Source organism: Pseudoduganella lutea, from assembly GCF_004209755.1.
GTDB lineage: Bacteria > Pseudomonadota > Gammaproteobacteria > Burkholderiales > Burkholderiaceae_D > Rugamonas > Rugamonas lutea.
In genome coordinates this window covers 5,253,979-5,267,313 of the sequence record NZ_CP035913.1, presented here as the reverse complement: position 1 = coordinate 5,267,313, position 13,335 = coordinate 5,253,979, and the positions used below count along the sequence as shown (strand labels likewise).

Here is a 13,335-nt window from a genome sequence, read left to right as displayed (position 1 = left end):
CGTGCAGGGCAGGCCCGAGTATAAATGCTGCGGGCCCGCCCTGCCCTGCCGGCCCGTGCGCTAACCGTTGTGGCGGCGCCGCGCGACGGCCCCGAGCAATGCCAGCCCGCCCAGCAGCATCGCGTACGTGCCCGGTTCCGGCACCGGCGACACGCCAGTGCCGGATCCCGGCATCGGCGTCACGCCATCCCAGATCGCCGAGTAGCCTTCGGTCTGCACGAAGGCCTGGAAGATGCCGCTCGCGTCGTTCATGCTCGCGTTGGTAAAACTCACGGACAGTTCGCCGCTCCAGCTGTCGGTGACGCCCGTCGTGGAATTATCGTCCAGCACCTCGAAGTAGGCGTCGAGATAGCGCTCCTCCACGTCGAACTGGTCCACGCCATCGACATTGCCGAACAGGTTCAGCAGCACCTGCGAACTGGCGAACTCGCCCATGTCCGCTGCCAGGTTGTAGCCCATCGTGGTCGTGACATGCATGTCCGCGAGGACGCTGAACGTGACCTGCGTATTGGCCGACAGCGTGAACGCGTTCTGCGGCACGGCGCCGGTGGCCAGGCTGCGGTATGTGCCCCAGCCATCGAGCCCGCTGTGCGCCACGCCCTGCGCCGACATCGCCGTGAAGCCCGCCAGGCTGTCTGCCGTCGCCACGGTGGCGAGGGACGACGACCATGCCGTTTGCGTGGCACCCGTCAGCAGGCCATCCTGCCGCGGCGCGTAGTTATAGAAGATCTGGCTATCGAACACATCGCCCGAGCCCTGCGTTTCGCTGGCCACGAACGAGGCGCCGTTGAAGCCGAACGACAGCGAAGGCGCGATGCCGTCACCTGTGTCGAGGTCCGTCAGCGTCACGACGAGGTTGCCGAAGGTGGCGCTGCTGCTGGCGGCGGCCAGCGCCGGGACGGCCACCGGCACGAGGCAGGCCACGGCCAGGGTGTGCATCAATGCTTTGGTCAATGTCCGCATCCGTATTTTCGTCAGCGTGCGCATCATCGGTTTCTCCAGGGTGGAAGGATTCACAGGGGGCGGTTGCGGCGGCGGGCCATGGCGCCGACCAGGCCCAGGCCGCCCAGCAGCATGCCCCAGGTCGACGGTTCCGGCACGGCCGAGATCACCGAATCGCCGCTGATCTCGGCGTAAGCCCAGAATTCGCCTTCGGTGGAACTGCCGCCCAGGTTGCTGAAACTGGCCGACAGCACGCCGCTCCAGCTGTCGCTTGCGCCGCCAGGCGCGTCGCCGTCCGTGTACGCCACGCTGACGCCCCGTTCCTGCAGGTCTTCGAGCAGCGTCGTGCCATCGGCGGCCATGCCGCTTGCGTAAAGACCCATCCTGGCCGAGGCGCTTTCGCTTTCCGGCGCGCCGGCAACGTGGCCGATGGTCGTGCGTGCGCTCATCGACGCGTCGACGGAAAACACGACCCGCGTGTTGGCGGTCAGGACATAGTCCAGGTGACCGAACGGGTTGGCGGGCACGCTGGCGTAGGCCCAGATGTGCGAGCGTTCCTCCGGCGTGCTGAGCGCACTGCCCGACAAACTCAGGGCGGTGAAGCCGACGCCGGTGGCGGACGCCGTGACGCTGCCCGACACGCTGGCCAGGTCGACCTGCACGCCGCCGCTCACGTCGGTGTCCTGCCATGCGCCGCGGGTGAAGAAGGAGCGGTACTGCGTGCCCGGGCCCTGGCTGCCGTTCGGCCCGAAGTTCGCTTCGCCACGCACCAGCGCGCCGGCGAAGTACCGGGTGGGCTCGGGGAAGAAGGTGATGCCGGCGTCAATGCCGTCGTTCACATCGAGGTCGATCACCGTGACGGTCACATTCCCGAACGTGGCGGTGCTGTGGGCGTCGGCAAGCGCGGGAGCCGCGGCGGCGGCAAGACAGGCGGCCGCCAGGGCGTGGATCGCGACAGGTTTCATTGCTCCTCCTATGGATTGGCAAGTCACCGAGTATGCACAGCAGTACCACGTGCGTCTACGCGGTTCCGGCGCGAATACTTTTGCCGGAAGGTCAAAAAAAGCCCTGTTTCCGGCGCTGATTCGACGCCGGTTTTCCCTATGAAAAAACAGCGGCGAACAACAGGTCAAACTGGTGCTAGCGCTAACAAACAAATATTTTGTAACGTTGTTTTTTTCGTACTGTGAAATCAATTTATTTAATTTCATGTCGAAATCCGCCAAACCGGGGCTATATTTTCTCGCTGATTTCATGAAAACAACCAACACCCTTCTGGGAGCGCTAACAATGGGAACGAAGCACGCTTTGCGGTATCGCCGTCTCACCCTGCTGCTGATCGCAGCGCTGCCGCTGCTGGCCGCCACCGGTCCGGCCCGCGCGGCGGACGTGCGCCGGACCTACATCGTGCAGTTGCCCGAGCCGCCCGTTGCCGCCTACCGCGGCGGCATCGCGGGCATGCGGGCCACCGCAAGCGCACCCGGTCGGCGCCTGGATCTTGGCAGCGCATCGGCACGGCAGTATCGCGGCTACCTGGCCGCCAGGCAGGCGCAGACCAGGGCGGCACTGCCCTCCAGCGCCGTGATGCACGAATACCAGGTGGTGTTCAACGGCTTCGCCGCCCGCCTGACCGACGCCGAAGTGCGCGCGCTCAAGGCCAGCGGCAAGGCCGTGCGCATCACGCCCGACCAGCGGCAGTATCCGATCACGAACTACACGCCCGCCTTCCTGGGCCTCGACCAGCCCGGCGGGCTGTGGGACCAGCTGGGCGGACGGGACCGCGCGGGCGAGGACATCGTCGTCGGCGTGCTCGATACCGGCATCTGGCCGGAAAACCTGTCGTATGCGGACCGCGTCGACGGCGATGGCAAGCCGACCTTCGATGGCGGCGGCACGCTGGCCTACGAGGCGCCGCCGGCCCGCTGGGCGGGCGAGTGCCAGGCAGGCGAAGGCTTCGCGGCCACGCACTGCAACAACAAGCTGATCGGCGCGCGCTACTTCAACGCGGGCTTTTACGCCAGCGGCAGCGCGATGCACTGGACCGAGTTCCGGTCGCCGCGCGACTCGCTGGCCGGCCCGGCCGGCATGGGCGGCCACGGCACCCATACCTCGTCGACGGCGGCCGGCAACGGCGGCGTGCCGGCGGTGGCGGCGCATGGCGACCTGCTGGGCGCCCGCAGCGGCATCGCGCCGCGCGCCCGACTCGCCATGTACAAGGTGTGCTGGAGCTTCGCGCCCCCGACCGGCGGCGTGGGCAATACCTGCTACGACAGCGACAGCATCGCCGCGATCGAGGCGGCCGTGGCCGATGGCGTGGACGTGCTGAACTACTCGATCAGCGGCGGCGGCAGCCCGCTGGACCCGGTGGAACAGGCATTCCGCCACGCCGCGGCGGCCGGCGTGTTCGTGGCCGCATCGGCCGGCAACGATGGGCCGGTCAACGCCGTGGCCCACATCAGCCCGTGGGTGGCGACCGTGGCCGCGGCCGCGCACGACCGCACCCATGCTGCCGCCATCACGCTCGGCGACGGGCAGGCGTTCACCGGCGCCGCCACCAATGCCGCGCCACTGCCGGCGGCGGCGCTCGTGCGTGCCGTGGATGCCGTGGCAGCCGGCGCCGATCCCTTCCTGGCGTCGCAATGCTTCAGCCGCGAAGACGCGGGCGCCGTGCAGCTCGACCCCGGGAAGCTGGCCGGCAAGATCGTCGTCTGCCAGCGCGGCAACAACGCGCGAACCGCCAAGGCCGATGCCGTGAAGGCGGCCGGCGGCATCGGCATGATCCTGCTCGACGACGGCAATGGCCTGGCGATCGATACCTACAGCGTGCCGACCGTGCACGTGAGCCAGGCCGATGGCGCGGCGATCGCCGCCTATGCGGCCACCGGTGGCGCCACCGCCGCCCTGTCGGCCAGCGAGATGGTGCCGGTCACCGGCCCCACGCTGGCCGAATTCTCGTCGCGCGGCCCGAACATGTTCGATCCGGGCGTGATGAAGCCGGACATGGCGGCACCCGGCGTCGACACCCTCGCCGGCATCTCGCCCAGCCTGGACGCGGCGGGCCGTGACGCCGTGATCGCCGGCGGTCCGGCCTACAGCCATTCGGCCTTCATGTCCGGCACGTCGATGGCCGCGCCGCACGTGGCCGGCCTGGCGGCGCTGCTCAGGCAACGCCACCCCGGCTGGTCGCCCGCCGCCGTCAAGTCCGCGCTGATGACGGCCGCCCGGACCGTGCTGCCCACCGCGCTCGAGGGCGACCAGGATGGCACGCTGCCGTGGGGCCAGGGTGCCGGCCTCGTGGTGCCGGCCGGCGCCGCCGACCCGGGCATGGTCTATGACATCGCACCGGCCGATTTCCAGAAGTACCTGTGCGGCATCAGCGGCGATGCCGCCGACTGCGGCCTCGGCACTCTGAAAGGCCATGCGCTGAACCTGCCCTCGATTTCGCTGCCGGGCGTGGTGGGCACGCAGCGCGTCAGCCGCACCGTGAAGAACGTGGGCGAGCAGGCCGCGATCTACCGGGCCAGCGCCGCGCTGGACGGCTTCGACGTGACCGTGTCGCCCGCCACCCTGCAACTGGCGCCGGGGGAAAGCGCGACCTACGCCGTGGAGCTGACACGCACCGATGCGCCGCCCGGGACATGGAAGATGGGCGAACTGGTCTGGGACGATGGCACCCACAAGGTGCGCAGCCCGCTGCAGGGCCGCTTCAACGATGGCGTGGAGGCCCCCGCGCGGCTTGCGGCCACCACGCCCGGCGGCGCGCGCAAGATGGCGGTGCAGACCGGCTTCGACGGTACGCTGAGCGCCGTGCGGGGCGGCATGCGCGAGTACAAGCGCCTGCCGCAGACGGTGGCGCAGGCGGCGCCCGGCTCGCTCGAGACGCTGGAGGATGTCGTCAGCGCGTGCGCGGCGCGGGGCACCGGCGTCAGGACGGTCGCGCTGGGCATCCCCAACAAGACGGTGATGGCGCGTTTCGAGATCGCCAACCGGGACACGGCGGGCGGCGAGGACGACGACCTGGACCTGGTGGTGATGGACCAGTCGAACAGGGTGGTGGGCATGAGCGCCCATGCCGACTCGAACGAGAGCGTGACGCTGACGCTGCCGGGGATGGGCGTGGCCCGGGTGTGCGTGCTGGGCTACCGGCTCAAGAACGGCGTCAGCACGAATTTCACACTGTCGTACGCCACCGCGATTCCGAACGATACGGCCGGCAACGTGAAGCTGGCCCTGCCGGCAACAGTGCAACAGGGCGGCACGTCCATGGTGGGCATCGGCTGGAGCGGGCTGGCCACCGGCAAGCGCTACCTGGGCGCCGTGCAGTTGCTGAACGGGGAAAGCGGCAGCGGCTCGGTGACCGAGCTCGATATCGACCTGCGCGACGTGGTGCCCGCTTCGCCATCGGCGCCGCGCAAACGCCTTGCCAGCGCGAAGTAAGGATCGGCCAGGGACGAAAGCGCGGTCGCATGCCGCGACGGGCGCCGGCGCATGGTAATGTGCCGGCATCGTCATCATCGCGTTCCGACCATGCCCACGTCCTTGCCCATCCTCCGTGTTTCGTTGTGGACCTGTCTTTGCCTGCCCATGCTCGCGGCCCTGGCGCCGGCCAGCGCCCAGCAACAGCCCGTGCCGGCGCCGGATTTGCCCCTGTGGGAAGTGGGCCTCTTCGGGGGCGCCGCCTCCACCCCCGCCTACCCCGGTGCCGACGACCGCTCCGCGCGCGCACTCGTGCTGCCGCTGGTGATCTACCGCGGCAAGATCATCCGCGCCGACCGCTCCGGCGTGAGCGCGCGGCTGATCAACAGCGACCGGGTGGAGCTCGACCTGGGTTTTGCGCTGTCGCTGCCTGCCCGCTCCGACGACGTGGCCGCGCGCGAAGGCATGCCGGACCTGAACTCGCTGCTGGAATTCGGGCCGCGCCTGAAAGTGCTGCTGGCCGAGCCTGGCCCGAACAGCCGCGTGAGGCTGGAACTGCCGCTGCGCGTGCCGCTGGAATTGCGCAACGGCTTCGCGCGCCAGGGCCTCGTGTTCGAGCCGCGCGTGGTATTCGAGACCGGCGACGGCACCGGCAAGTGGCAGGCCGATGCGACCGCCGGCGCGGTGTTCGGCAACGCGCGCCTGCACGGGTATTTCTATGACGTGGCGCCGCGCTACGCGACCGCGTCACGCCCCGAGTACGACGCTTCGGGCGGCCTGTTGATGACGCGGCTCGGCCTGAGCCTGTCGCGCCGGCTGACGCCGGACTGGCGCGTGTTCGGCTTTACACGCTATGACAACCACAGCCACGCGGCCAATCGCGACAGCCCGCTGTTCCGCAAGACCAGCGGCGTATCCGTGGGTGCCGGCTTCACGTGGACGATCCACCGGTCCGCGGCGCGGGCCTGGGAATGACCGCCCGGTTCAGGATGGGACAGCGCCCGCATTGACCGCCAGTTGCGCGGCAAACGCGCGCTTGTAGGCGGGCCGTGCCTCGCCGCGGGCCACGTAGGCGGCGAGGTTCGGGAATTCATCGAGAATGCCCGACGATCGCGCCCTGAGCAGCACCGATACCATCATCAGGTCGCCCGCGCTGAATGGCCCGTCGATCCATTCGGCGCTGCCCAGCCGGCTCGACAGCTGGGTCAGGCGGTCGCGCACCCTTCCCTCGACCAGGGGCAGGCGTTCCGCATACCAGGGCATGTCGCGCTCCAGCAGCATGACGTTCGACAGTTCGACGATCGGCAATTCCACCGTGTTGAGCGCGGCAAACAGCCACGCGATCGCGCGCGCCCGGGCATTGGCATGGTGCGGCAGCAGGCCCGCATGGCGTTCGGCGATGTGGAGCACGATCGCGCCCGTTTCAAACAAAACGAGATTGCCTTCCTCGTACGTGGGAATCTGGCAGAACGGATGCAGCGCCAGGTGCGCAGGCTGCTTCAGCCCCTCGAATGTCACCAGGCGAACCTTGTAGGGCTGCCCCAATTCTTCCAGCGCCCAGCGCACGCGCGTGTCGCGCGCGAGCCCCTGGCCGCCATCGGGCGAACGTTCGAAGGCGGTGATGGTGATCGTCATCGTGCTTCTCCTCGTCGGCAAGACCGCTGGCGGCGGATCGCGGCACGGGCGGCCGGCGTCGCGCCTTCCATCGGGTGAGCCGAGTATAAACGAGCATGCGGCCGGCACTGTTCACGCCAGTGTGTGGCGGGCGCGACGGTCGTGGCGCCGAATGGATGAGCTATCTGCCCGGCGCACCGCTTGCCTGGTCGGCCGGGGCGGCATCGGTCCACCCCTTGCGCGGATGTCTGCGGCCGTTCAGGAACACCCCCAGGAAGGTGCGGCGCACGAGGAAGTGATACGAGGCCAGCAGGATCGCCATCGTGACGGCCAGCACCAGCACCAGCTTGATCGACCAGTGCAGCGGCCACCGCAGCATCCATGCCTGCAGCAGCATGACCACTGGCAGATGGAGAAGGTACATCCAGTACGACGCATCGGCAAGGTAGCGCCAGCGCGCCGACGGCGCGGAAAGATGGCGCAGCGCCGCGCCGATGACGCAGAACGTGGCGCACCACTGGGCGAACAGGTAGGCGGCGAGATACAGGGCCTGCCCGGTACTGCCGAGCGGGAGCACCTTCAGGCTGGGCGTGCTGCCGGCGATGGCGAGCGCACCCGCCATGCCCAGCAGCGCCCCGGCCAGGTACAGCGGCCAGTCCCGTGCCAGCACGGCCAGCGTGTCCTGCCGGCGGTGCAGGAACCACCCCACCAGCAACGCGCCACCATAGGACAGCACGCTCGGCAGGTTGGGAACGAGCCCGGCGATCGGCGATGGAATGCCCTGCCACTGCACCCACCACGGGGCGCCATGCAACGACACGGCCACGGGCACGGCCAGCAGGATCGGTGCCAGCCGCACCCTGATGGACTGGTCGAGCAGGCGGCCGACGGCGGCGCGCAGCGTTCCGACAGTGTCGATCGCGCAGACGGCGGCGCGCAGCAGCAGGACAAGCAGGTAAAGCACCAGCAGCATGTAGAGGAACCACAGGTGTCCCCAGGGCACGGGCGGCCCGACGATGGGCATCGGATAGCCCCCCGCCCCCTCGCCATTCATGCCCAGCTGGCGGGCGCCCCAGATCATGGCGACGACGATCAATGGCATCGTCAGGAAGTAGAACGCGATCAACGGCAACGCGATCCGGCGCAGGCGGTTTTTCAGCAGGCCACGTGTGCCGACGCGCTGGTGCAGCATGCGTGCAAAGAAACCGGCGACCATGAAGAACAGCGACATCCGGAAAAGATGGATGGCGTAGTAGAGGATGCCCAGCGCCGGGCTCGTGGAGGCGTCGGCAAGCGGCCAGCCGGCTTCGCGGAAGCCCGGCAGGAAGGACATGATCGCATGGAGCAGGATGCCGGCCAGCAGTGCGCCGGCGCGGACTGCATCGAGGTGGTGGAACCGTTCGTCGGTCTGCATGTTCAGGGCCCGTTCGATGGAGGTTTGCACGTACGACATTTCTGCCAGGGCCGGCATGCGTTCCTGCCAGCCATGCGAGATTACGGCGGCGCCGTGATGCCTGTCCAGTTCTTTCGGAGCGTCTCGATCAGCCGGTCATGCTCACCGCTTCGCGCCGTTACAGTTCTTCCTCGACGATCGCGCCGGGGGCCTGCTTCGGCGCGGACTTCGGCATGTCGCCGACGCGCTGGATGCGCAGCGCCATATAGGGCTTGCCCGGCAGTGCGATCACGCGGTTCTTCACGTCCGCCACGCGATAGCGGGGCGGTTCGCCGATCTCGAACGTTTCCGGCACCGGCGTGACCGTCATGTTCCACGTGTCGATGATGTCGGCCTTGAACTTCATGCCCTTGCGCAGTTCCTTCACGGGGAGCACGAACGGGAATGCGGTGGGCTTGTCGTCACTGAAATAGTACAGATAGTATTCGCCGGCCTGGCCGGCGGCGTTCATCACGAACAGCTGGTCGATCGGCGCGAGCCCGCCCTTCGGCCCCGCCTCGACGATCTTGCGCAGGAAGCCGATGCGTTCCGGGCTGGTGCCTGCCAGGTGGCCGCCGCCGCTGATCCAGCCGTTTTCCAGTACTTCGCCATGCGTGGCATAGGCGCCGCCGACCAGGGCGACCCAGAAGCGGCGTGTCAGTTCCTCGCCGGAGAGCTGGCCCCAGCGGCTGGGCGAATTGCCTTCGTAGTTGATCTCGTCGTGCACGATCGGCTTGCGGTACATGTCGCGCAGCATCGGCGATACGCCGAACACCTTCACGGCGTTGTAGTACTGCAGGCTCACGTGGGTGACCCACGGCTTGTTGTAGTCGTAGATGCGGTCGGCATTGTGGATCGAGCGCAGGTGGCCATAGGGATCGTAGCGCTGCACGATCTGGAAGTAGCGGTCGAAGTCCTCGTCCGTCAGGTGGCGGATGTAGCTGTTCTCGTTGGCCAGGCTCCACCAGATGTTCTGGAACGCGGCGAAGCGCGCCACCATGTAGCGCACGAAGCGCTGGTTGACCGCGTCGCTGGTGGTGTCGAAGCCCCACTGCCCCTTGTCGTAGGGCCGGAACAGGATCAGGTCGACCTGGATGCCGAGGTCGGACAGGCGTTTCACGTCGCGCTCCAGGCTGTGGAAGTACGCCGGGTTGAAGCGGGAAAAGTCGAAGTCGTCGCGCGACGTGCCGACGAACGGAAACTGCGTGAGCTTGTCCGGCCCGTCGATGTAGCGCGGCTTCCAGGGCGGCACGGCCAGCATGCGGGCCTTGTTGAACGGCGCCTTCTGCAAGGTGGCCAGCGTTTCGCGCTTTTTCGCCTCCGACTGGAATGCCCATTCGTAGATCGTGGTGCCGAACGGCCGGAACGGCGTGCCGTCGGCATGCGCGAAGTGATGGACATTGGCCACCCGCACCGGCCCTTTGTTGGTCCCCTCGACAACGGTGAGCGAGCCGCTCTTGCCATCGAGGTCGGGGTGGTTGCTGTGCGTGGTCCAGGTCCATTCGCCGGCGCTGGGCGGCATGAAGCGCACGCGGTAGGTGCCGTTGCCGTCATAAAAACCCTCGGGCTGGTAACGCTCGGCGCCGCGCTTGAACGTGGCCGTCAGTTCCAGGTCGATGAAGGGATTGCCGGCGTCCTTGCCCTTCAAAACGATTTCATGCATGCCCCACCGTTCCACGCGCTCCGCGGCGGCGGCCGGGCCGCATGCGATCAGGAGCAGAGCAAAGAGCGGAGCAAACAGGCGGGCGAAGCGCCGGATGAGCGGTGTCGTCATGGATCGTCGGTCAAGGGTGAATCGGGCGGCACACGGCTAGCCGGTCGTACACGCTGCGATAGTACAGGCAAGGCGCGGCCGCATGTGGCCCCTGGCTGCGATCGATCAATCGACTGAGCGTTTGGCAGGCTGCCGCCTGGCATGGGAAATGCCAGGCAAAGCCGCTACGAATTCACCGGCGCTTTCCCGCCCGCCGCCGCATAACGCTGGGCAAGCACGGCGCACGCCATCAGCTGCAACTGGTGGAACAGCATCAGCGGCAGGATCACGCCGCCCAGCGCGCCGCCGGCGAACAGCACCTTGGCCATGGGCACGCCGCTGGCCAGGCTTTTCTTGGAGCCGCAGAACACGATGGCGATGCGGTCGGCCCGGTCGAAGCCGAGCCGGCGCCCCAGCCAGGCGGTGGTGCCCAGCACCAGTGCCAGCAGCACCATGTTCACCAGCAGCAGGCCCGCCAGCGCGCCTGGCGTCAAACGCGTCCACACGCCCTGCACCACGGCTTCGCTGAAGGCGGTGTAGACCACCAGCAGGATGGCGCCCTGGTCGACGGCGCGCGCCAGCTTCGGGTGGCGCACCACCCATGGCCCGATCCAGCGCCGCGCCGCCTGCCCGGCCGCGAAGGGCAGCAGCAACTGGAGCGCGATCTTCAGCGCGGCGTCGCCCATCCCGCCGCCGGCGGCATGGCCCGCCACGAACAGGCCGACCAGCACTGGCGTGAGCGCGATGCCCAGCAGGTTCGAGGCGGAGGCGCTGCAAATGGCCGCCGGCACGTTGCCGCGCGCGGCGGCCGTGAACGCGATCGACGACTGCACGGTGGATGGCAGCATGCACAGGAACAGGATGCCGACGTAGAGTTCCGGCGTCATCAGCGGCTCGAGCGCCGGCCGCAACGCCAGGCCCAGCAGCGGGAACAGCAGGAAGGTGCACAGCAGCACCGTCAGGTGCAGGCGCCAGTGCACGACGCCCGCCATCACCGCCTCGCGGGGCAGCCGCGCGCCATGCAGGAAAAACAGCAGGCAGACCGCGGCATGGGTGACGTGGCCGAACGCTTGCGCGGCTGTACCGCTGCACGGCAGGAAGCTGGCGATGGTTACGGTGGCCAGCATGGCCAGCGTAAATCGGTCGACTTTAAAACGGTCGACCTTGAAGCTCGGACGTGGCAGCTTCATGTCAGGCTCCCGCGCAGGCGCCGTCGGCGCGCGGATCGGTGGCCCCTTCGATCATGCCGTTCGGATGGAAGGCGACGGCGCCGGCATGGCCCATCATGTCCTCCCAGGGGCCGACCACGTCCAGCTCGTGGCCGCTGGCCGCCAGTTGCCCGATCACTTCCGGCGCCATGCGCGACTCCACCTTCAGGTTGGTGGACGCGGCGCCCCACGTGCGGCCCAGCAGCCAGCGGGGCGCGTCGATGGCGGCCTGCATGTCCTGCCCGAACAGCACGTGGCGCGTGAAGAACGCCGCCTGCGTCTGCGGCTGCCCTTCCCCGCCCATGGTGCCGTAGGCCAGCGTGCGGCCGTCGGGCAGCCGCGCGAGGGCCGGGTTGAGGGTATGGAACGGCAGGCGGCCGGGCGCAAGTGCGTTCGGACCCTCCTCCAGCGTGAAGCTGGCGCCCCGGTTCTGCCACAGCACGCCGGTATCGCCCGCCACCACGCCGCTGCCGAATTCCCAGAAGATGCTCTGGATATAGCTGACCACGCGGCCATCGCGGTCCGCCGCGCCCAGCCAGACGGTGTCGCCCGGCTTCGCCGGATGGGGCCAAGGCGCGGCGCGCGCCATGTCGATCGACGCCGCCTCGCGCGCCAGCTCGGGCTCGCGCAGCCAGTCGGCGGGATCGAAACGCATGCGGTCCGGATCGCCGACGTGGGCATTGCGCAGGATGAAGGCGCGCTTGGTCGCCTCCACCAGCCCGTGCACGTGCGCGTGCCCCTCGGCGCGCGCCACCTCCAGCCGCTCGAACAGCGCCAGGATCATCAGCGACGATACGCCCTGCGTGGGTGGCGGCAGGTTGTACACGCGGCCCGCGCGCAGTTGGACGCTCAGCGGCGCCAGCGTCCGCGCCCGGTAAGCGGCCAGGTCGGCCAGGCGCAGCGGGCTGCCCGCCCGTTCCAGGCCCGACGCCAGCGCGCGCGCCACGTCGCCACGGTAGAAATCGTCCAGTCCCGCCTCGGCCAGGCGCGCCAGCGTGGCGGCCAGCGCGGGCTGGCGCTGGATCGCGTGCAGCGCGGGCGGCCCGTCCGGCGCATACGTGGCGGCGTAGCCCGGCTGCGCGGCCAGCTCGGCGCTTTTCGACAGGGCCAGCGCCGCTTGCGACGCGGTGACGGGAACGCCATCGCGGGCATGCGCGATGGCGTCTTCCAGCAGGCGTGACAGCGGCATGCGGCCGCCGGCGGCGCGCGCGTGGCGCAGCGCTTCGTCCCAGCCGCCGATCGCGCCGGCCACCGTCAGCGCGGCGCGTGGCCCGCGCGTGGGAATGGCCGTGTCGCCGTGCGACACGTAGAAGCGCGTGTCGGCCAGGCCGGCGGCCGGGCCGCAGGCGCGGATGGCCACCGGCTCGCGCCCCGGCTCGGCGATCAGCCAGAAGCCATCGCCGCCGATGCCGTTCATGTGCGGATAGACGACGGCGATGGCGGCGGCCGCCGCGACCATCGCTTCGATGGCGTTGCCGCCTTCGCGCAGCACGGCGGCGCCGGCCTGCGCGGCCAGGTGGTGCGGCGCGGTGACCATGCCGCCGGTACAGATGCGGCTACGCAGCATGGTGGGCCTCCGCCGGCGCTTCGATCAATGAAACGTGGGCGGCGACGATGCGCCAGCCCTGCGCCGTGCGCAGCCACGTCTGGCTCTGGCGCCCGATGGCCGATGACCCTTCGCGCGAGAACTGCGTATTCGCCGTGGCGAAATCGTGGCCATAGGTGGTGATGACGGTGTGGCGCAGGCTGCGCGCCAGCCCCGCCGCCGGTCGCGCCTTGCGGAAGGCCTGGATGGCCGCGTGGCCGTGCAGGTTTTCGGTGGCGCCATAGCGGATGGCGTGTTCGCTGTGCCAGAACAGTTCGTCCAGCGTGGCGATGTCGTTGCCGGTCAGCGCCAGTTCGTAGCGCGCGAAGGCCGCCGCCATCTCGGCGTGAACGGTGGGCAGGTTGATGTCGTGTTCCATGAATTT

General features: G+C 68.9%; 10 protein-coding genes. 2 read left to right on the top strand and 8 right to left on the bottom strand.

Annotated elements, in window-relative coordinates; genetic code table 11:
• Positions 1 to 60 precede the first annotated feature (60 nt).
• Complete coding sequence (locus tag EWM63_RS32500; protein WP_229487440.1) at positions 61 to 990, bottom strand: PEP-CTERM sorting domain-containing protein; 930 nt, start codon at positions 988 to 990, stop codon at positions 61 to 63.
• A gap of 23 nt (positions 991 to 1,013) precedes the next feature.
• The gene (locus tag EWM63_RS32495) at positions 1,014 to 1,907 is read right to left on the bottom strand and encodes a PEPxxWA-CTERM sorting domain-containing protein (RefSeq protein WP_229487438.1); all 894 of its coding nucleotides are present in this window, start codon (positions 1,905 to 1,907) and stop codon (positions 1,014 to 1,016) included.
• Between the two features lie 325 nt (positions 1,908 to 2,232).
• Between EWM63_RS32495 and EWM63_RS22530 the strand changes: the two genes are divergently transcribed.
• Both EWM63_RS22530 and EWM63_RS22525 read left to right on the top strand, forming a co-directional pair.
• Positions 2,233 to 5,379, top strand: coding sequence for a S8 family peptidase (locus EWM63_RS22530; protein WP_165390891.1), 3,147 nt, complete (start codon positions 2,233 to 2,235; stop codon positions 5,377 to 5,379).
• A 147-nt stretch (positions 5,380 to 5,526) separates the two neighbouring features.
• Complete coding sequence (locus tag EWM63_RS22525; protein WP_229487437.1) at positions 5,527 to 6,333, top strand: MipA/OmpV family protein; 807 nt, start codon at positions 5,527 to 5,529, stop codon at positions 6,331 to 6,333.
• 9 nt (positions 6,334 to 6,342) lie between these two features.
• On the opposite strand, the gene EWM63_RS22520 is transcribed toward EWM63_RS22525, so the two are convergent.
• The 6 genes from EWM63_RS22520 to hpxZ all read right to left on the bottom strand — a co-directional run bounded on the left by EWM63_RS22520 (position 6,343) and on the right by hpxZ (position 13,329).
• Positions 6,343 to 6,993: a glutathione S-transferase family protein gene (locus tag EWM63_RS22520; protein ID WP_130188530.1), complete on the bottom strand. Its 651-nt coding sequence runs from the start codon at positions 6,991 to 6,993 to the stop codon at positions 6,343 to 6,345.
• Positions 6,994 to 7,153: 160 nt separating this feature from the next.
• Positions 7,154 to 8,443, bottom strand: a complete 1,290-nt coding sequence (locus EWM63_RS22515; RefSeq protein WP_130188529.1) for an acyltransferase family protein — start codon at positions 8,441 to 8,443, stop codon at positions 7,154 to 7,156.
• 100 nt (positions 8,444 to 8,543) lie between these two features.
• Positions 8,544 to 10,178 (bottom strand): DUF5060 domain-containing protein, encoded by a 1,635-nt coding sequence (locus EWM63_RS22510; protein WP_130188528.1) that lies wholly within the window; start codon positions 10,176 to 10,178, stop codon positions 8,544 to 8,546.
• Between the two features lie 164 nt (positions 10,179 to 10,342).
• A complete protein-coding gene (locus tag EWM63_RS22505; protein WP_130188527.1) occupies positions 10,343 to 11,347 on the bottom strand; it encodes a bile acid:sodium symporter family protein in 1,005 nt (334 codons plus the stop codon).
• A 1-nt stretch (position 11,348) separates the two neighbouring features.
• A complete protein-coding gene (locus EWM63_RS22500) occupies positions 11,349 to 12,932 on the bottom strand; it encodes a gamma-glutamyltransferase family protein (RefSeq protein ID WP_130188526.1) in 1,584 nt (527 codons plus the stop codon).
• Positions 12,922 to 13,329 carry an oxalurate catabolism protein HpxZ gene (hpxZ, locus tag EWM63_RS22495; RefSeq protein WP_130188525.1) on the bottom strand — a complete coding sequence of 136 codons (408 nt, stop codon included), beginning with the start codon at positions 13,327 to 13,329 and terminating at the stop codon, positions 12,922 to 12,924. Before hpxZ ends, EWM63_RS22500 begins: the two co-directional genes overlap by 11 nt.
• Positions 13,330 to 13,335: the final 6 nt, after the last annotated feature.